The sequence below is a fragment of the Mycobacterium sp. UNC410CL29Cvi84 genome (assembly GCF_000686745.1).
Classification (GTDB): Bacteria; Actinomycetota; Actinomycetes; order Mycobacteriales; family Mycobacteriaceae; genus Mycobacterium; species Mycobacterium mucogenicum_B.
Genome location: NZ_JMLM01000002.1, coordinates 104344 through 124269, shown reverse-complemented (window position 1 = coordinate 124269; position 19926 = coordinate 104344). Strand labels below are relative to the sequence as shown.

The following is a 19926-nucleotide window of genomic DNA, read 5'->3' as shown; positions in this document are numbered from 1 at the left end:
CTTACTCCACCCGGGCTTGGATCACCGCGTACCCACCGCTGGTCCGCCATCGCCGTCCAGTGGCATCGAGTTCGGCAAGCTGCTCGGACGTCAGGCCGACGACAACTTCCGATTTGAGGGTCCGCAGTGCCGTGACCGAAGACGGAAAGTAGTCGACGGTCTGGTCGAACGGTGTTGTGGCGGGCCAGTACCGGTCGCCGACCAAGCGCCGGTAGTTGAGGTCGCCCTTCATCACAGTCATTGTGGCGGTGGCGAATTCGGCCGCGAGATCGTCGGGCATGTCATGGAACGACAGCGGGGCACAGAAGAACCGGTGGGTGCGGACCGCGAGCCGGCCGCCGCGCACCGCGTCCCAAAGCCGGTCACCGATCTTCCCGATCTCCGGACGGGTGTCGGTCCGCAAGCGTCGGATGACGGCCAGGACGTCGACCGTCGTCGCATCCGACACGTAGTAGGGATACGGCTTGACGTACAGCACGATCTCGGCCGCGAGGTGCTGGGTGAGCAGGCTGTCGGCCAGGACAAGATCCGCCAGCAACTCGCGTCCGGCATTGTCGGCGACGAGGCAGACGGTCGGATTGTCCTGCGATCGGAGCGCGGACCACAGCATGGCGCTGTCGTCGACGAGGATGCCCTCCGAGCCCATGTCCGCGGCGCCCGCGCTCTTTTGGAGCTGGAAGCTGAGATCGGCGCGGTTGCCCCAAACTGCGGCGACCAGCAGCGCCTTGCGCTGCTGCTCCTCTAACGCGTCCGCCAGGTCGGCGAACGCGCTCAGTTCTTCGTCGACCTCCGGCCCCGTCAGCTCGGCGTTCTTGACCGGAGCGAACGGGTCGACTCCGCGCCAGGCACCGACCCCGAAGTAGCCGACGGCCTCGAGCAGCCGGCGGTAGAAGTAGCTTTCGCTCCAGAGGAACGGCACTTCACCCCAGGGCCGTCCGTAGAGGTGCTCGCCCCAGGCGAGCCAATCGTCGCGGTCATGAGCATGCTCGGGCAACGGCTCCAGGACGCCGGTGGTGCTCTCGACGAGGAGCCGCTGCAGCATCGCCTCCTCGGCCGAGGTGTAGGGCGTGGTGTCCAGTACCTGCCGAATCAGTTTCGGATGGCGCTCATGGAACACATCCCACTCGAAGGACCCCGGCACCGCTGCGGTGATCGTGGGCGCGCCGGTGGTGTCCACGGGCGTCCGCTACTTCGCTATGCGGAAATACGGTTCAACCGTGCCGCTCTGCTTGACGACCATCGGGTTTCCGCGGCGGTCCTTGGCGGTGGGAACTTCCACACGCACCCAGCCCTCGGCCACGTTGTATTCGACGACGTTGGTTCGCTCGACGCCATTGAAGCGGATACCCACGTCGCGCAGGAGCGCCTCTTCGTTGAAGTAGGGGCTGCGCGGGTCGATCGAGAGGTGATTCGGTGGAACGTCTGTGTTCTGGTCCTCGGACATGATCACTTTCGTTGAATGCTGACGGATTCTTCTTCGCTAAGAACGTACGCGACCCCGTCGGAACGGGTTCCGCGTAGGTCTTGGCGGGCGACGTGACCCAAGCTCTCCGCGGATGGTGCGGCAGATGCCGCCGCATCGAAACCTGTTGGTGCCGCCAACAATTGCTCGCTGGCGCACTCACAAAATCCCCATAGACCTCACGTGTCACACCCGTCTCGGAAGTCCGCTGGGGATGGCTGTTCGCCTGCACACATAACGGTGCCAGCGCTCCGGAAGTCGGCCTACCATCGGAATCTATATGGGCCTGGTGACGGCAACGGACCAGCGCCTCGCGACAGATCAAACCTCATGGCAGAAGGAGGGATGGGCTGATGAAAATCGCACTCGCATTCGCAGTCGCCGCCGCGGCGCTCGCACTCAGCCCCATCGGCGCAGCCAACGCCACACCAGGACAGTGCTTCAACACCCCCTGGGGTGGATACTGCGACGGGCAAGCCGACGGCAACGGCATCTTCAACCATTGCGAAGGTGCGCTCGGGTTCAGCAACTGCTTCTACGTCCGTGCCGTTCCCACGGACGTCGACCCGCGGGGATGGGTACCACTGACCTGACGTTCAGCTCGGTATCAGCCGCAGTTGGCGTGCCCTCTCGAGGATGATCCTGGCGCGGTTCAATCGGGGTAAGTCGCTGCCGTCCTTGGGTTTTCCGCCCCGGGCGTTGAACTGCTCGACGAACTCGCGTGCCCAGCTGATGTCCGATTCGGACGGGCTCAGCCCGGAATTGATGACGTCGGCGTCGGACGAACGCAGCGCGAGCTTGCCCGTCATACCCATCTGCCGGGTGAGCGCAACGCCCTCGGCGAGCTGATCCGGGTCGCGGGTGGGCCCGTCGATCGGACCCGGGATGTGCGCTGCGCGCGACGCGACGACCAGCTGGGAACGGCTGTAGGCCAGAGCCAACGGGTCCTGCTCGACGCCGATGTCCAGCGTGTAGTCATTGACGCCGAACGCGATGCGGAAGCACGGGCGCGCCGCGGCGATGTCATGCACACGCGCCAGCCCGCGCGCGGTTTCGATCAACGCGATAACCGGCGATTCGCCACCGAGCCGGTTCGCGGTATCCCACATGTGATTTCCGCCCTCGGTCTTGGCCAGCACGACGCCCTTGAGCCCGCGGCACTCTGCCAGGGCGCGGCAGTCGGCAGACCAGAAATCACTCGACGCGTCATTGACCCGGACCCACGTCTGGGCACCGGAGTTCAGGAATTCGACGACCCGGTCCCGGGCCGCTTCTTTCTCGTCGGGCGCGACGGCGTCCTCGAGATCGAGGATCACCTCGTCGGATTTCGTCGTCGACAGGAGCGCCCCGAGATCGGGCTCGCGGGACGGATTGACGAGCTGCCAGGAGCGCGAAACCTTCGAGTTGACGGTCATGGCGTCAGGCTAACCGGACAACGAGATCTAGTCGTCGGCTTCGAGTCGCTGTTTCAGATTCCGCAATGTGATGGCCAAGTTCCTGCTCTGAATCTCAGCTCCCGTCAGGCCGTTCGCCGACCAGTGATTGACTGCATCGACTACCGGTCGTGGCCGGGGGCCAACCGCCCAGGTCTCACTGACCGCGGTCGTCGCCTCATCGATTGGCCGGAACCGGTACGTCCAGGTCGCTATCGGGAAACGCAGAAACGGCCGGTCCCATCCGATCGCCCGCACGTTCAGCTTCGGCGCAACCGCCATCCCAAGTTCTGGATGCGCTGGTGTATCTCGTCATCATCACTCCCTGGTCGATTGTTGCGCCTTGTGCCGATATCCATAGTCTTCGACTTGTGGCTGCCGGCTGTCCAGACCGGGCCTGTGCCGCCTAGGGCGGTCGACGGCGCCGACATCCGTGCAATCGGCATGAAAATGGCGGCTCCCCGAAGGAGATCGATACCCTCGGCGGCGTGACTACCATCGCCTTGTTGGTGATGTCCGACCTGCCACATCATCTAGGCCGTTTGGCCATCGGTCGCTCTTGAACATTGATCTCGGGAGGCGACCTTGTTCAGCTAGACCTGATGAACGCAAGCGCGACCGGTACGCACACCGGCGACAACGTCGATGACAACCGGGCAGCTCACCACGATTGTCCGGTCGGTGCGCTCGAATCTGACCGCCGCTACCCACTCGATGGCGCGGCATGACGATACAACTGGACATCGCCACGCTGCACGAAGGCCTCGCTGCCGAGTTCGCCGACGCTCCGTGCATCATCGCCGACCGCACTTGGACCTGGGAACAAACGACCGATCGCACCCGCCGTTTAGCTGCTGTATTGCGCAACAACGGCATTGGAGGGCCGCGCGCCTCGTCGCCCTGTCCGCCATGGCAAACGGGGCAGGACCACGTCGGGATCCTCCTGTACAACAGCACTGAGTATCTGGAGTCACTTCTCGGCGCGTTCAAGGCATCGGCAGTGCCGTTCAATATCAACTACCGGTACACAGCAGACGAATTGACCTACCTGCTCCGCGACGCGAACCCGAAGGCACTCATATATGGAGCTGACTTCGCCCCGATCGTCGCGGAGGTCCTGCCTTCGCTTTCTCACCGACCGCTGTTGGTGCAAGTCGGCGGCAAACTGCTCGATGGCGCTCTCGATTACACGGCGGCGATCGAAACCACGGAACCGGAAGTATTCGCCCCGTCACCGGATGATCGGAACCTGCTCTACACAGGTGGGACCACCGGCAAGCCCAAAGGCGTGATCTGGCGCAGCGGCGACATGGTGAGCGGACCGTTCGGCGTTCGAGCCAAAGACGGACGTCCGCTGAATCTGGCTGACGCGGTCGCGAGGGCCAAGACGCTTCGCGGTCGAGTCCTTCCCGCGCCGCCCCTGATGCACGGTGCCGGCATGGCAGTGGCTATGGGAGGCTGGCTAGGCGGAGCGACTGTGGTCATTCAGCCTGAGCCGGAACGGTTCAATGCCCGCGTATTGGTGGATACCCTTGCGTGCCAACGCGTAACGTCGCTGTGCATCGTCGGCGACGCGTTCGCTGCTCCGATCGTCGCCGATCTCGAAGAACGTGGCGTCAACCTGCCGGATTTGCAGCTGATCGTGAGCGCCGGTGCCGCACTTCGTCCACAGCTCAAAGACCGGCTACGCGAGCTGGTGCCTCAGGTGCGCGTCACTGATCTGGTGGCGTCCTCCGAAGGCATGGTTGGCAGCAAAGGCGGCGACACAGGCACTCGAATCGGTTCGGGTCGCGGAGCGGTCGTGTTGTCGGAAGATCGGACCCATCTGTTGGCGCCCGGAAACGATGAGATCGGCTGGCTGGCATCGGGCGGTGCGATTCCCCTGGGGTATCTCGATGACGCAGAAAAGACCGCAGGCACCTTTGTCACCGTGGACGGTAAGCGCTACTCGGTTCCTGGAGACCGGGCTCGACTCCTACCCGACGGTGACATCGAGTTTCTGGGTCGTGACGCCACGACGATCAATACCGGCGGCGAAAAGGTCTACGCCGACGAAGTCGAAGCCGTCGTCCGCTCGTTACCAGGAGTGCTCGACGCCCTGGTTGTCGGTCGGCACAGCGACGTCTGGGGGCAAGAAGTCGTCGCACTCGTGCAGACGGCCGACAACGTCGAGTCTGCAGACCTGAAGGCGCTGTGCCGAGTGAGCCTGGCCGGCTACAAGGTGCCCAAGCAGTTCATCGAGGTCGACGCTGTGCGTCGGCACGCCAACGGCAAACCCGACTATCGTTGGGCTGCCGCGACGGCGGTACGCGAGAGCGATCCAAGCTAAGGCGGTCTGGTCGCCGGTTTGAGGGACTCGTTTGGGCTGCCAGGCAAGGGCCGCAACGTCGTTGAACGCGGCACCCGGCGCGCCAGCCGCGGGCGCGATAGCGTGATCAACGCCGTCGCCCCATGATTCAAACGGTAACGTGCCTCCTAGGCGTGGGCGTTGAGCCAGCGTGCTGCATTGGCGAAAAAGTCAGGGTGACAGAAGAATTCGGCCTGCGCGCGCACTTCAACGTCGGAAATCGCAGTAGGCAGGTCCACCTCTGCCGATCGCTGAAGTGTGGCCTTTATTCCGCGGCTCAGGTGTCCCGGCACAGCGGCGAAGCGCTGCGCCAACGCGATCGCCATGGTCATCGGATCGTCAGTAACCTGGGACACCATGCCCAGCTGTAGCGCTTCGTCGGCGTCCACCGTTTGAGCGGTGAGCAAGAGCTCCAGCGCTGTGGCGTGACCGACGATGAGCGGCAGAGTATGCGACAAGCCGGCATCAGCGCCCATCGCGATATTGACGAAGGTCGCGGCGAATCGCGCCTGCGGCGACGCGATACGGATGTCACAGGCCATGGCGAAGCCGAAGCCGCCGCCGATCGCGGGACCGTTGACCACGGCGATTGTGGGCTGCGGTAGGCGGCTCCAAGCGAGCGCGCCGGCAAACAGCTCCCGCATCCATTCCGTCGCGACAAGAACATCCTGCGGTGGGAATTCCGCCGTGGCGGACAAGTCCACGCCCGAACAGAATCCACGTCCGGCACCTGTGAGAATCACCGCTCGGATCGACGTATCGGCAGCGATGCGAGCCACGGTCTCAGCAAAAGCCGAAACCGTCGACGGGCGAACAGCGTTCAATCGTTCGGGACGGTTGAACTTGATGACGGCCACGCCGTCACAAGGATGTTCTACAAGAACTTCATCGGCGTCCATAGCGCCCTTTCGTTTCGTATCAAGTGTGACGTCGTGTGTTGTTCGGCCCCGGACCCACACAGGTTCCGAGCAGGCCTGCGGCCCAACTGCGGGGACCGCCCCGACACCCGGCCGCAGGTAGACAGCCACGTTTGACCGGGAGATTTGCCTCGAGATCCAAGCTCACCCGGGCTGGAATCTCGCGCACGTGGTCAGGCCGACCGAGTCTCCCGACGAATTCCCGCAGGCTCGCAATGGGCCATACCTCGGTCTCCAGCTCCTTGACACCGGTCGCCGCCAACATATCGTGAGTCGCACAACGGATTCCGATTCCAAACTTCATCGCGGTGTTGCGCCAACCAATGATCCGCCACGTCCAGGATCCGATGTCAGAAACCTTGCCGGCATGCGCGGGTCGTCTACTCATGTAAGGCAACTCAATCGCATTGCACCAGACCAGAAATTGCCTTGCGCGAACGAGATATGGAATCGTTGCCCATGACGTGAGACCAGCCGACGTTCACGCTCCCAAGTGTGCGACGACAACCCTCACCCAGCCAAGGTCGCCAGCGCCATGATTGGCCGAACGACAGAGGCGATTAGACATATCGGACACGCTCGATCCCCTTTTGTTGCATCCTGCTTCTGCAAGCACCGGGCACGGATCGCTCAATGAGGCGTGGCGACCATGAAAGGCACCGCAGTGAATGCTCAGCACCAGAGAGCCAGAACCATCACAGGCAGGGCGATCACTGCAATCACAGCCGCCCACCGCGAGCTGGATGCAGCAGTCGAGCTGCCCAACGGAGAGTTGGACGACGCCGTTGTCGAGCAGCTTGTCGATGACACCCTGAACCTGCTGCGGGATGCACTGGCCGAGCGGCAGCCCTCCGACGACGTCGGCGGACTCGCGCTGCGAGCCTTCGAGCTTTCCGAGATCCGCCAGGAAATGGTCACCGGAACCCTTGACCGCCGACTCAACGGACTGAGCAATGTCCAACTCGCACTCGGCAAGTTGCGTGCGGTGCGGTCGACAGACGAGATGATGGCACGCGCACCTCGCACGCTTTGCGAACAATGCGGCTTCAAGATCGCCACGCTGATGAGAGTCGACGAAGGCGGCAGAGTTCTGCCGGTAAGTGGCTTCCACGCCGAAAAACCGGACTGGGAACAAACATTCAAAGACATCATGCTCAACAGCATGCCCGTGCACCTGGACGCGTCACTCATCGAGACCGAGATGGTGCGGCGCCGCTCGGCATTGATCGTGCACGACGCGTACAACGACCCACGGGTCACCAGCGAGCACTTGCGGATGGCCGGTGCTCCCTCGTATGTCGCAGCACCGATCATGCCCGAAGGCAGGGTCATCGGGTTTCTGCACGCCTCACATGGATCCACCGTGGACATCGTCGACCGTGACATTCTGTGGGCCTTTGCCGAGGGCTACGGGTACGCGCTGGAACGTACCATCCTGGTGGAACGTCTCTACGAACATGGCGAGCGAATGCGCGAGCTCATGCGCTCCACTGACGCCGTCCTCGAACAGTTGCGCGAGGCGGACCTGCAGATCATCAGCGCTTACGGCGGCGAACTATCGACTGCCCGGGTACCCCGAGTGGCCACTTTCGCCGCACCACTCTCAGCGATCCACGAGCTGCTCACTCGCCGCGAAATCGAGATCATCGAACTGATGGCACACGGGGACACAAACAAGCAGATCGCTGATCGCCTCATCGTTTCCGAAGGCACCGTCAAAGCTCATGTACGCCAGGTCTTGCGAAAGCTCAAAGCCGCCAACCGAGCCGAAGCAGTATCCCAGTACACCCGAATGCTGCACGGGCGGAGCTGATCTGGCGTTCGATCCGCTCCGATTCTCCGGCGGCGGCGATGTGCGGCATCGCTCTGCGGTGGTCCAGGGCGCTATGCAGATACCTCTGCATTGACCGAAACCTGTACAGGCAAAGCCTCGATGCCGTTGATGAAGCTGGAACGCTGTAGTACGGGCTCGCCCGTGATCTGAATCTGTCCGAAGCGCTGGTACAGCACCGGCAAGATCGTCCTCGCTTCAGCACGCGCGACCGCATTGCCAAGACAGAAATGTTGGCCCGCACCGAATGCCAGATGCGGATTATCGGCACGGGTGATATCGAACTTTTGCGCGTCCTCAAAGACGTCCTCGTCACGGTTCGCCGAGGCGAAGCTCAGAACGACTTTGTCACCGGCCTTGATCTGCCGGCCGCTGAGCTCGAAATCGGCAATGGCCGTACGGCGGAATTGTGTCACCGGTGAGTGGTACCGCAACACTTCTTCAATTGCGTTGGGCCACAGCTCTTTATCCTCCCGCAGCAACCGAAGTTGATCGGGGTGCTGGGCCATGAGCAGGACAAAACCCGTCAGCAGATTCCGTGTCGTCTCGTTGCCGGCGATCACGAGCAGCTGGAAGAACCTGCGCAGTGACTCATCATCGAGGCGTTCACCGTCGACCTCCGCGTTGACCACAGTGCTCCACAGGTCCTCGCCAGGATTGGCGCGTTTCTGTGCAGTCAACTCCTCCGCGTAGGCGAACAGTTCAACAAACGCTTTGGCGTACGACGCCGGATTGGTGATCGCTGCCGGGTCACCGCCGCCGACCATCTGGTTTGTCCACTCGTACAGCAGCCGGCGATCACTGGACGGCACACCGAGTAAATCGGCCAGTACCAAGATCGGCATCTCGGCCGAGAACCGGTCGACGAGATCGAACTCGCGGTCGGGCTCAAGCGACTCCACGATATTCCGGGCGTGTGTCTCCATCGACGCGGCCATGTCGCGCACCACCCTGGGAGTGAACGCCTTGCCCACGATCCGCCGCATCGTCGCGTGTTCGGGTGGGTCCTGGTTCAGCATCGCCTTGCGCGCTTCTCGCAGCAGGTGCGGCGGACTATCGCGGATGAATGTGCCACCCTCATACGAACTGAACACATCGGGCCGTTTACCCGCCGTAACGACATCCGCGTGACGGGTAACCACCCAGAAGCCAGGCCCGCCGGGGAAGGCGCCGTCGGCCGGTTCTGCCGACCACGCCACGGGATCCTCTCGCCGCAACCGGCTGAAGAGCTCGTGTGGATAGCCGTGCTCGTACGTGGCGGGATTCCCTAGATCCAATTCACTCATTGTGTTACCGCCTCGACAAACACGGGATAGCTTTCGCCGTCCTCCGGGTGAACGAACTCCGTATGCAGTTTCATGCCTGTGCGGGGTGCGTTGGTGACGATTCGGGCGTACAACCAAGGGCCCTCGTCCAGTTCGACGATGCCTGCGGTGTAGGGCACCACGTCAGAGTAGGCCCGACTGGGCGCCCGGTGCACGACGGTCCACGACACCAGAACACCTGTTCCGGAGGCGGGAGCCCACGACAGTTCTGTGCCACCGCATGCCGTGCACAACTGGGCCTCAGGGGCGAGCGCGTGCGCGCAGGCCACACAGGTCTTCAGCAGTAGACGGTCGTCGGAGGCGGCAGCGAAGAACTCGCCGCTCTTCGCGTCACCCACAATGGACGGCCAATCAGTCATCACTGTGCCCCGCCCAGAATCAGCGTCGCATGATGTTCCAGTACCCCACCGTTACCACTGACCATGATGACGTCACGTTTGCTCACTTGACGAGCGCCGGCGGTTCCGCGGCCCTGTGCCACCGCTTCGACCACTGGTGTGAATCCCGAGAGATAGAAGGCTGACAGCTGGCCGCCACCGGTGTTACACGGCAACGTGCCAGCAGGCCCAAGTGCTCCATCGGCCACGAATGCGCCTCCCTCGCCCTTTCCGCAGAACCCGTAATCCTCCAGCGTCACCAGGACTGTGAAGGTATAGCAGTCGTACAACTGCAACATATCGACATCCTTGGTGGTGAGCCCCGCCATGCGCAGGGCAGCCGGCCCGGCTACAGCAGCGCCGGTGCGTATCCCAAAATCGCTGTTGCGCTCCATGATTCGACCGGGGTGTGCTTGACTCCACCCGAGAATGTCGACGGCAGGCTGTGCGAGGTCACGGGCACGCTCTGCACTGGTCACGATGACGGCCGCGGCCCCGTTGGATACCAGGCAGATATCCAGTAGATGCAGTGGCTCGGCAATCATTGGCGAATCCTGATGTTGCCCAAGCGATATCAGGTCGCGATGTTGGGCGTTCGGATTCAATGCGGCCCAGGAGCGTTGCGCAACCGCGATGGAGCCGAGTTGCTCGCTCGTGGTGCCGAAAGCGGAAAAATGGCGTTGGGCAGCCAGTGCATAGAACAGGTTCGGGGTCACCATGCCGATGCCCGCATGGTATCCGGCGAAACCGCTGGGGCCCTTGAAGTTTCCCGAACGCGCCGACCCGAACGCATCCCGGCCAGAGCCTTTCGGCTTGAGTGGCGCATCAGCGAAGACGCACGCCACCGTCGACGCCTCTCCGGCCGCGACCGCGGCTGCGGCATAGGCGATCATCACCGCGGGGCTCGCACCGAGCACCGAAATTTCGGCGAGCAAGGTCAGGTCACGGAGCCCGAGGACCTTCTGCAAGGACAGTTTCGGTGCGCCCTGCGTACCTGGAGTGACCAGCAGGCCATCCACATCGGACAAATCCAACCCGGAGTCGGCCACGGCCAGCCGGACCGCTTCGGCCGCCAGGTCAGTGGCGCTGCGCCCGTACACTTTACCGACTTCGGTCAGTCCGAGTCCGGCAATGGCGGCGGTCACGACCCGCTCCAGACCGGTGCGCGCTTTTCGACGAAAGCTCGTGGCCCTTCCTTGGCGTCAGCGGTGCGCATCACTGTCTTGGCCTCCGCATCGGACAGCGCCCAGGCATCCGCTTCGAAATCCGATCCGGCGTCGCGCGAAGCGTAGGTCACCCGCTTGCTCGCCTGGACGGCCAGCGGAGCATTCGCGGCAATGACGCCTGCTAGTTCCAATGCCGCATCAAGAACCTGCTCTTGTGGGACAACGCGATTGACCAAGCCCCAGCGCAGGGCCTCGGATGCGGACATCGGCGCTCCGGTCAGGGACATCTCCAACGCGATCGACAGCGGGATCCGTTTGGACAGCCGCAATAAGCCGCCGCCGGCGGCGATGATGCCCCGCGTGACTTCCGGCAAACCCAGAGTTGCAGTTTCGCTCATCACCGCCAAGTCGCAGGCAAGGAGGAGCTCGGTGCCCCCGCCGAGCGCATAGCCATTAACCGCTGCGATCAATGGTTTGCCGAGGCCCGACTTGAGGAATCCGCCGAAACCGCGCTCCCGTTGCGATCGGTCGACAAGTGGCCGGCCGGCAGCCACCTCCTTGAGGTCTGCCCCAGCACTGAAAGCACGATCACCGGCGCCGGTCAGGATGCCAACGCGCAGGTCCGGGTCGGTCAGCAGTTCATCAATCGCGTCTTGAACGGCCAGCGACATCTCCGCGGTGATCGCGTTCATGGCGTGCGGACGGTTCAGCGTGATGACGGCCACGTGGCCAACCCTGTTCAACAGGGCGGGAGGCGCGTCAGCGGTCATGTGTAGAGCTCCTCGATCTGGACGGCGTACTTCACAGCAATCGGTTTGCGCTTGAGCTTCGATGTCGGCGTCAGCTCATCGCTGCCGGGGACAAAGTAGGTCGGCAGGATGGTGAACCGCTTGATCTGCTCGACGCGCGCAAGCTTCATGTTTCCGGCTTCGACCGCCTTCTCGACTGCGGCACGGATCACCGGGTCCTCGGCAAGCACTGCAGGATCCGGGCTGATGTCCCGCTCCGCGGCGAACGCCGCGGCCGCATCCGCGTCGAGGGTAATGAGAGCCACGTTGTACGGTCGGCCGTCCCCAATGGCGACCACCGGGCCCAGCAGTGGCGACGACGACGCGATGGCACCTTCGATATTGGCCGGCGACATGTTCTTACCGGCCGCGTTGATGATGAGTTCCTTCTTGCGGTCGACGATCCGCACATAGCCCTCATCGTCGATCTCAGCGATGTCTCCCGAATGCAGCCATCCGTCGGCGTCGATCGCCTCCGCGGTCTTCGCGGGATCGTTGCGGTAACCCTTCATCAACGACGGCGCGCGCAACAGCAGTTCGCCGTCCTCGGCGATCCGCAGCTCAGCTCCCGGCGGAGCCATCCCGACTGTGCCCTGTCTAGCCATCGAAGGCGGGGCGCCCGTGCCGAGACCGCACTCGGACATGCCCCACATCTCGCTGACCGGGATACCCAATTTCTGTATGAAGGCGAAGTCATCCGGTGCGATCGCCGCGGCGCCCGACAATGCCCATTTGACCCGGTCCAGCCCGAGCTTCGCCCTGATCGCGTCGATCACTTGGGGAGCGCCGGCATCAAACGCGGCGCTGAGGCGGTCGTCAGACTGAAGCTGCAGCTGAACACCGGATTTGAGCTTTTCCCATACGCGGGGGACCGCGATGAACAGCGACGGGCGTACCTGCGGCAAGACGGTGGACAGCAGCTTGGCATCGGCCAGCGTGACCACCTCGATCCCGGCCAATACGCCGAAATAGTGCGTGAAGAACCGGTCAGCGGCATGCGCGGCGGGAAGGTACGAGATGAATGTGTCGGCGGATGCGTACGGATAGAACGCATTCACGGCCGCGGCCATCGACAAAGCACTCCGGTGGGTATGTTCGACCCCCTTCGGCGGACCGGTGGTACCCGAGGTATAGATCAGGCACAACACATCGTCGCGTTGCACTGACTGCCAGGCGGTGTCGAAATCAAAATCGTGCGCGGGCTGCAGTCGATCCACGTCGCCATCCTCGATAACGAGGATGTGCTCGATAGGTGTCCGAGCCGACCTCAGTTTCTCGACGTATTGGCGCTCGGTCACGACCACGCGGGTTTCCGCGTCGCCGAGCAGGTATTCGATCTGCTCGACGGAGCAGGTGTTGTAGATCGAGTAAGTGGCCACCCCGAGGTGGCAAGCTGCGGTTTCAGTGAGGTTGAATTCCGGCCGGTTGGTGAGTAATGCCGCGAATGTGTCACCACGCTGCAGGCCGAGGGCCGCCAGCCCGCCCGCGATCCGTCGCACCTCATCGGCGTACTGACGCCAGGTGAAGGTCAGTGCCCCGTCTGCCGTGCGTAGCGCGACGGCATCGCCACGTGCGGCGACGGTCTGTTGAAAGGCTTCCGGCCAGGTCTGAGGTTGTGGCATTTCGTGGTCCTTCGTCAATTCGGTGTCGTAGTCAAGAGACGGCTGTAAGGCTTCGCCTCGAACTCACCGGATAGATCAGCGGAGGGAATTTCCGTTCGGTGTAGTCGTACGGTTCGGGTCCACGCCTCACGTCCCGACCCGCTCTACGGTGTTTTGGCGGCCGATATTCGACGCGAGAAACCAACCCGCTTCGCGGAGCGCGTCTCGCGCATCCAGCGAAACCCGCGCTAGTGCCTGGAACACATGAACTTGATCCGGCCATACCTGCAGCAGGCTGGGCACTGCTGCCCGCGCCAGCGACTCGGCTAGTCGCTCCGAATCGGTCAGCAAGCACTCGGTATCTCCAACTTGGATCAGCACCGGCGGCCACCTCCGCATGTCGGCGCTCAGCACGGCGAGGCGTGAGTGCTCCATAGTCGCGCCGTGCACGTAGGAACGAATCATTTTGGCGCCGAGGACCGGGGAAATCACCGGGTCACGCCGAACCGCATCGCGTTGCGCGGCGCCCGAGCCAGTGAGGTCCAGGCACGGCGAGAACAGCACCGCGGCGGCCGGCATCGGCAGGTTGTCCCGCGTTGCGTCGTTGAGCACCGAGCAGAGCAGATGTCCACCGGCAGAATCTGCCGCCAGCGCGACTCGTGACGGTTCAAATCCGCGGTCAAGCAGACAGCGGTATGCGGCGATCGCATCGTCGGCCGCCGCGGGAAAGGGGTGCTCCGGCGCCAACCGATAGTCCAACAGGAACACCGCCAAACCGCTGGCTTCCGAAAGCCGTTGCGCCAGAGCGAGATGCGACCGTGACGAACCGAACACGAATCCGCCGCCATGCAGGTACAACACCACGCCTTGCTGGATCGACGCGCCTGCGCCGATAACCCACCGGCCACGCAGGACTCCGTCGACCACGTCCAGTTCGGCCGAAGTCTGGAACCGATTGTCGAGGAGTCCGACAACATCGGCGAAGCACCGCAAAACGGTCAGCCGGTAACCGGTTGGCACCGACGAATTGTCCTGCAGCAACCGCAATGTCCGACTCAACAAGCTACGCAGTCGAATTCTGCTGTGCGGGACACCCATCAGGCACACCATTGTGCGTCTGCGCCACTCATCCGGGTAGGTAGATGGATTTGCTGTGCTGGTAGGCCCGCAAGCCCTCAGGCCCCAGCTCGCGGCCGATACCACTGGATTTCACTCCCCCGAACGGTGAGCCATGGTCCATCGTGAAGCCGTTGATACCAATGCTCCCGGTGTGCACCCGCCGGGCGACTCCCAGCCCCCGGTCGAGGTCACTGGTCCACACCGTTCCGCCCAAACCGAATTCCGAGTCGTTGGCGATACGGACCGCGTCGTCGGTGTTTTCGTACGGAATGACAACCAGAACTGGTCCGAAGATCTCCTCACGGGCAATGGTCGCGTCATTGTCCAGGTCTGCGAAGATGGTCGGCTCGACGAACCAGCCCTTGTCGAACTCTGCCGGCCGCTTTCCGCCGGTGGTGACGGTGCCGCCCTCTGCTATGCCCTTGGCGATGTAGCTCTCCACCACCTCACGTTGGCGAGCGGTCGCCAACGGCCCGATGGCAGTTCCCGGGTCGAGTGCGTCACCGATCGACAGAGACGATGCCAAAGCGGTGAAGGCCTCGACAATCTCGCGATAGCGGTTGCGAGGGGCGAGGATTCGCGTGCTGATGTAGCAGCTCTGCCCCTGATTCAACAGGGTGCTGGCGAACATGCCCTTCATCGCGACGCCCAGATCGACATCATCGAGGATGATGCCGGCAGACTTGCCTCCCAGCTCCAGTGTGACTGGCCGCAGCAATCGTGCGCAGGCCTCGGCGATGGTGCGACCGGCTCCGGTGGAGCCGGTGAACGCCACCTTGTCCACTCCGGGATGGGCGACCAGGTGGGCGCCGGCCCCACGTCCCGAGCCGGGGACGATGTTGAGCACACCTGGTGGAAGATCGGCGGCCGCGGCGGCCTCTGCGATCAGCATGGCGTCGAGCACCGTTTCCGACGACGGCTTCAGCACCACGGTGCAACCAGCGGCAAGCGCCGGCGCCAGTTTGAAAAAGGTCAGTGTCTGCGGGAAATTCCAGGGCACCACTGCACCGACCACACCGATCGGTTCGCCGCGTACCAGGGTGCTGCCCGCCACCAGTGACTTCCGCCGTTCCTCGGCATCGGTGGAGCGCGCCAGGTTGGCGTAGTAGCGCAGCAGCGTCGCCGGCACCTTGGCCTCGGTTTGGCGCGAGATCCGAATCGGCATGCCATTCTGGCTGCTTACGGTCGACGCAATGGCGTCGGCGCGAGCGGTCAACTCGTCGGCGAACCGCTCGAGGACCTCAGCGCGCTGCCCCGGCTCCCAATGCGCCCAGCCCTTGGGGTCGTCGAACGCCTCACGTGCTGCTGCCACGGCCCAATCCACGTCGGCAACTTCGGCCGAAGCAACTTCGCCCAGAGGCTCTTCGGTACTGGCCGACGACACCATGATGCGTGCGCCACTCGATGGCACGACCCACTCGCCACCGATGAACAGCTTGTCGTAGCGCTTCTCTCGATCGGTCATCACGACTCCTGCAGGCTGAGGGCGCAGGTGGGGCAATCGTCGACAGCGATGCGGACTTGGGCCAGCTCGTCGGCCGAGACATCCTCGCGAACGAGCCTCAGCACGCCATCGTCATCGACCTGGAAAAGGTCGGGCGCCACGGATTCGCAGAGCCCGATGCTCGCACAGCGTTGTCGATCGACAGTGATCTTCATGACTGCCAGTAGAACCAAAGGTGAGGTCCCGGGACCAGTGCTATCGCTGGTCCCTAGCCGTTTGGTCGGTAGATATGGCCATTCGGTGCAATGCCCCAGTGCTCAACGGGCAGATAGCGTCGAATCTCCGATGTAGGAGGCAATGATGCTGGCTCAGGCCGCAATCTTGGACGGTCCGGATACCGAGTTCGTCATTCACGACGTTGAGATACGCGAGCCCGGTCCTGGCGAGGTCCTTGTCTCCATCCGCGCGGTCGGCATGTGCCATACCGACATCACAGCCAGGCATTCGCCGATACCGCTGCCATTTCCGGTCGTACTGGGCCACGAAGGTGCCGGAACAGTCGAGGCCGTCGGCGCGGGGGTTACGGCAGTCCGCCCAGGTGATCGTGTCGTGTTGACGTACGATTCGTGCGGCAACTGCGGCAATTGCCACACCGGCCAGCCCGGATATTGCTCAGAGTTCTTCGGCCGCAACCTGACTGGCCGCGGCATCGGCGGCTCGTCGCCACTGCGCCGCGCCGGCGAGGAGATCGGTGGTCGCTGGTTCGGACAGTCGTCGTTCGCCACCCACGCCGTGGTTGCGCAGCGCTGCGTTGTCAAGGTCGGGGACGAACTCCCCTTCAGCGAGTTGGCCCCGCTGGGCTGTGGGGTGCAGACCGGAGTCGGCGCTGTCGTGCACACGCTGGGCCTTCGGCTGGGCGAATCGCTGGTGGTATTTGGCGCTGGGGCCGTTGGCCTTTCGGCAGTGATGGCCGCACGTGCCTGCGGCGCGAGCCAGGTGATCGCGGTCGATCTGCATCAGAGTCGCCGGGATCTGGCACTCGAGTTGGGAGCTACGCAGGCATTTGACGGCGCCGATCCCGATCTGGCCAAGCGGGTCGTTGCGGCCACCGGCGGGTGCGACTATGCCCTGGATACCACGGGTGTACCGGCGGTGATGAACACTGCGCTGGCGACACTGCGTAGTCGGGGCACGTTGGGGATTGTCGGCAGTACCTCTGCCAAATTGACTTTTGCAACCGGCGCCATGGCGACCAAACGGATAGCGTTTCTGTTCGAAGGCGACGCAACTCCGCAGGAGTTCATACCGAAGCTGGTCGCGCTGCGACTCGCCGGGCGACTGCCGTTCGACCGCCTGATCACGACCTTCGATCTTGCTGACATCAACGCGGCCGAAGCGGCGTCGATCGACGGATCAGTCGTCAAACCCGTGTTGGTCACGGGCACTGACCGCGACGGTGCATCTTCAGGAGAATCATGACCCATTACCGGTCCAATGTTCAGGACCAGTTGTTCAATCTCTTCGAAATGCTAGATCTCGAAGGCATTTTGGCCGCAGGAGAATTCGGCGAACTGGACGGCGAGACCGTCCGAACGATGATCGTCGAAGCAGCGCGTCTTGCCGAAGGACCGCTCGCCGCATCATTTGCCGAGTCGGACCGGGACGCACCGGAACTTGATATCGCCACACACACGGTGACGTTGCCGGAGACATTCAAGGCGTCGGTGCGCGCGTGGATGGACGCAGGCTGGTCGAGGATCGGCATCCACGAGGACATCGGCGGTGTGCGCGCGCCCGCGGCAGTGACGACGGCAGTCAACGAGCACCTCGTGGGTGGTCTGCCGGCCGCGTTCTTCTATCTGGTGGGCCCGCCGATGCTCGACGTGCTCTACCGGGTCGGCAATACCCAGCAACGTCATTGGGCGCGATTGGGCGTGGAGCGCGACTGGGGAGCAACCATGGTGCTCACCGAAGCCGACGCCGGTTCCGACGTGGGTGCCGCACGTACCAAGGCGACTCCGCAGAGCGATGGAACATGGCACATCGAGGGGGTCAAGCGGTTCATCACGTCGGGTGATTCCGACGACTTGTTCGAGAACATCGCACATCTGGTGCTGGCAAGACCGGTCGATGCGCGCCCAGGGACCAAGGGCCTCAGTCTGTTCTTCGTGCCGAAGTACCTGCCAGACCCGGAGACCGGGGTACCGGGTGACCGCAACGGTGTGCTCGTGACCGGACTGGAATACAAGTTGGGTCTCACCGCGTCGGCGACATGCGAGCTGAGTTTCGGATTGGCGGACGAGCCCGCGGTCGGCTGGCTGGTCGGCGATGAGCACAACGGCATCGCGCAGATGTTCCACATCATGGAATTCGCGCGGATGATGGTGGGCATCAAAGCAATTGCAACCTTGTCCACCGGCTATCTGAACGCCCTCGAGTACGCGAAAACTCGCATCCAGGGAACAGATCTTGCTCGATCAGGTGACCCGTCGGCCCCACGGGTGCCCATCATCGCCCATCCCGACGTGCGGCGTTCACTGTTGACTCAGAAGTCGTACAGCGAAGGATTACGCGCGCTGTATTTCTACACCGCAGCGCACCAGGACGCAGTGGTGGCGCAATGGGTCTCGGATGCAGACAGCGAGTTGGCGGGCCGGGTCAGCAGCCTGTTACTACCGATCGTGAAGGGCGTCGGCTCCGAGCGTGCCTACCAATGCCTCACGGAATCACTACAGACCATGGGTGGATCGGGTTATCTACGGGACTACCCGATCGAACAATATCTCCGCGATGCCAAGATCGACTCCCTCTACGAGGGAACCACGGCGATACAGGCTCAAGATTTCGTGTTCCGCAAGATCATCCGCGACGGGTGCGTCGCGCTCGATCACGTTCTCGACCAGGTGCAGCGTTTCATCGATCGATCGCACCACGAGCACCTTGACCCAGCGGTACAACAACTCGGTGGAGCTCTGACGGCGGTGCGGACGATGACGTCGGCGCTTGTCGGCTATCACGAACAGTCGCAGACCTGCCCGCAAGACGCTTACCGCATCGGACTGCAGACGGTGCCATACCTGCTCGCCGTCGGTGACCTCGTCATCGGTTGGCTGTTGTTATGGCAGGCCGAAGTCGCACTCAGCGCGATCGAGCGCGGACGCGCCGACCACGACCACGCCTTCTACGAAGGAAAGGTCACGGCAGCAACGTTTTTCGCACTGAACATTCTGCCCCGGCTGTCGGCTGTGGCAGTCGCGATCCAGAATCAAAGGCTCGACGAGATGGCGCTGCCCGTCGATGCCTTCTAACGGTCGTCGCTATCCGGTTGGGGCCCTAGCCCCCGACGGTCAGCTCGCGGCGTGGGCGTCAATGTGGAGGCCGGCAAGAACCTCACCGGTTACCTCCGCGACATGCCCCGCGGGATCAGCAAGTTGCGCCAGATTGTATCGATCCACCAGGAGCCCTCCCAGGAAGGTGTCCACGAATGCCGCACCCACCTGTTGGGCCGTCAGCAAACCGTCCGGGTTGAACCAAACCCACATCAGTTGGAGGGCACTCCACAACTGCACGGCCGCCAGTTCGACGTTGACCTGCCGAAAAGTACCGTCCGAGATTCCCTGACGAATGAAATCCTCCGTCATTCGCACGAGCTCACGGCGACCTTCGCGCACCTTGTCGAATCCGGGATCGAATGCCAGCTGGGCCACTTCGCGCTGGCTCGCGACCGTCAAATCCCGGTCCGTGGTGAACAGGAGCGCAGCAAAGTAAACCACCGCCGCGACGCGTTCCTCAGCCCGAGTCAGCCGCGCACGCATTTCCTCGAAATGCGCGATATGCCGTGCAGTACAACTCTCTTCAAGCTCTCGCAGCAGCTGAGCCTTGGAGCCGAAGTGATAGACGATGGTGCCCTGTGACATGCCCAGCTCTGAGGCGATGTCGCCGAAGTTTGTCGCGTGATATCCCCGTTCAGCCACGTGCCGGATGAACGTGTCAAGGATTTCTTGGCGCCTGCCCGAGGGTCGTCGCACCGCACCTCCCAGGCCCGTTTGACTGTGTGTTCAGTCGAGATTAGCCCATCAACTCGTATTCGACGGCGTACTGGGCGTGCGAGCCCAC

The 19926-nt window shown here is 63.1% G+C and carries 18 protein-coding genes; 5 read left to right on the top strand and 13 right to left on the bottom strand.

Going from position 1 to position 19926, the window contains the following annotated elements; all coding sequences use genetic code 11:
• Window position 1: 1 nt before the first annotated feature.
• Complete coding sequence (locus BR47_RS0104215) at window positions 2-1177, bottom strand: damage-control phosphatase ARMT1 family protein (protein ID WP_029118689.1); 1176 nt, start codon at window positions 1175-1177, stop codon at window positions 2-4.
• Window positions 1178-1186: 9 nt separating this feature from the next.
• Window positions 1187-1444 carry a DUF3297 family protein gene (locus tag BR47_RS0104210; protein ID WP_029104881.1) on the bottom strand — a complete coding sequence of 86 codons (258 nt, stop codon included), beginning with the start codon at window positions 1442-1444 and terminating at the stop codon, window positions 1187-1189.
• A 371-nt stretch (window positions 1445-1815) separates the two neighbouring features.
• Between BR47_RS0104210 and BR47_RS0104205 the strand changes: the two genes are divergently transcribed.
• Complete coding sequence (locus tag BR47_RS0104205) at window positions 1816-2055, top strand: hypothetical protein (RefSeq protein ID WP_020100043.1); 240 nt, start codon at window positions 1816-1818, stop codon at window positions 2053-2055.
• 3 nt (window positions 2056-2058) lie between these two features.
• Here BR47_RS0104205 and BR47_RS0104200 read toward each other — a convergent pair whose 3' ends face one another.
• On the bottom strand, window positions 2059-2877 hold the full coding sequence (locus tag BR47_RS0104200) for an HpcH/HpaI aldolase/citrate lyase family protein (protein WP_029118688.1): 819 nt from the start codon (window positions 2875-2877) through the stop codon (window positions 2059-2061).
• A 742-nt stretch (window positions 2878-3619) separates the two neighbouring features.
• Between BR47_RS0104200 and BR47_RS0104185 the strand changes: the two genes are divergently transcribed.
• Window positions 3620-5224 carry an AMP-binding protein gene (locus BR47_RS0104185; protein ID WP_036426700.1) on the top strand — a complete coding sequence of 535 codons (1605 nt, stop codon included), beginning with the start codon at window positions 3620-3622 and terminating at the stop codon, window positions 5222-5224.
• 146 nt (window positions 5225-5370) lie between these two features.
• Here BR47_RS0104185 and BR47_RS29685 read toward each other — a convergent pair whose 3' ends face one another.
• Window positions 5371-6141: an enoyl-CoA hydratase/isomerase family protein gene (locus BR47_RS29685; RefSeq protein WP_081831195.1), complete on the bottom strand. Its 771-nt coding sequence runs from the start codon at window positions 6139-6141 to the stop codon at window positions 5371-5373.
• A gap of 667 nt (window positions 6142-6808) precedes the next feature.
• On the opposite strand from BR47_RS29685, the gene BR47_RS29680 reads away from it, so the two are divergent.
• Complete coding sequence (locus BR47_RS29680) at window positions 6809-7972, top strand: LuxR C-terminal-related transcriptional regulator (protein ID WP_141772178.1); 1164 nt, start codon at window positions 6809-6811, stop codon at window positions 7970-7972.
• 71 nt (window positions 7973-8043) lie between these two features.
• On the opposite strand, the gene BR47_RS0104170 is transcribed toward BR47_RS29680, so the two are convergent.
• From BR47_RS0104170 to BR47_RS0104135, 8 genes are all read right to left on the bottom strand, one after another.
• Window positions 8044-9276 carry a cytochrome P450 gene (locus BR47_RS0104170; RefSeq protein ID WP_029118686.1) on the bottom strand — a complete coding sequence of 411 codons (1233 nt, stop codon included), beginning with the start codon at window positions 9274-9276 and terminating at the stop codon, window positions 8044-8046.
• On the bottom strand, window positions 9273-9674 hold the full coding sequence (locus tag BR47_RS29675) for a Zn-ribbon domain-containing OB-fold protein (protein ID WP_036426698.1): 402 nt from the start codon (window positions 9672-9674) through the stop codon (window positions 9273-9275). Before BR47_RS29675 ends, BR47_RS0104170 begins: the two co-directional genes overlap by 4 nt.
• Window positions 9674-10837, bottom strand: coding sequence for a thiolase family protein (locus BR47_RS0104160; protein ID WP_029118685.1), 1164 nt, complete (start codon window positions 10835-10837; stop codon window positions 9674-9676). Before BR47_RS0104160 ends, BR47_RS29675 begins: the two co-directional genes overlap by 1 nt.
• On the bottom strand, window positions 10834-11628 hold the full coding sequence (locus BR47_RS0104155; RefSeq protein WP_029118684.1) for a crotonase/enoyl-CoA hydratase family protein: 795 nt from the start codon (window positions 11626-11628) through the stop codon (window positions 10834-10836). The genes BR47_RS0104160 and BR47_RS0104155 overlap by 4 nt, the downstream gene beginning before the upstream one ends.
• Entirely contained in the window at window positions 11625-13268 is a 1644-nt protein-coding gene (locus BR47_RS0104150) for an AMP-dependent synthetase/ligase (protein ID WP_029118683.1), read from the bottom strand. Before BR47_RS0104150 ends, BR47_RS0104155 begins: the two co-directional genes overlap by 4 nt.
• Before the next feature lie 126 nt (window positions 13269-13394).
• On the bottom strand, window positions 13395-14294 hold the full coding sequence (locus BR47_RS29670) for an alpha/beta hydrolase (protein WP_197035042.1): 900 nt from the start codon (window positions 14292-14294) through the stop codon (window positions 13395-13397).
• A gap of 79 nt (window positions 14295-14373) precedes the next feature.
• Entirely contained in the window at window positions 14374-15831 is a 1458-nt protein-coding gene (locus BR47_RS0104140) for an aldehyde dehydrogenase (protein ID WP_029118682.1), read from the bottom strand.
• Window positions 15831-16025, bottom strand: coding sequence for a ferredoxin (locus BR47_RS0104135; protein WP_029118681.1), 195 nt, complete (start codon window positions 16023-16025; stop codon window positions 15831-15833). The genes BR47_RS0104140 and BR47_RS0104135 overlap by 1 nt, the downstream gene beginning before the upstream one ends.
• A 142-nt stretch (window positions 16026-16167) precedes the next feature.
• Between BR47_RS0104135 and BR47_RS29665 the strand changes: the two genes are divergently transcribed.
• On the top strand, window positions 16168-17289 hold the full coding sequence (locus BR47_RS29665; protein ID WP_231506645.1) for an NAD(P)-dependent alcohol dehydrogenase: 1122 nt from the start codon (window positions 16168-16170) through the stop codon (window positions 17287-17289).
• Complete coding sequence (locus BR47_RS0104125) at window positions 17286-19118, top strand: acyl-CoA dehydrogenase (protein ID WP_029118680.1); 1833 nt, start codon at window positions 17286-17288, stop codon at window positions 19116-19118. Before BR47_RS29665 ends, BR47_RS0104125 begins: the two co-directional genes overlap by 4 nt.
• A 39-nt stretch (window positions 19119-19157) precedes the next feature.
• Here BR47_RS0104125 and BR47_RS0104120 read toward each other — a convergent pair whose 3' ends face one another.
• Window positions 19158-19838, bottom strand: a complete 681-nt coding sequence (locus BR47_RS0104120; RefSeq protein WP_029118679.1) for a TetR/AcrR family transcriptional regulator — start codon at window positions 19836-19838, stop codon at window positions 19158-19160.
• Window positions 19839-19926: the final 88 nt, after the last annotated feature.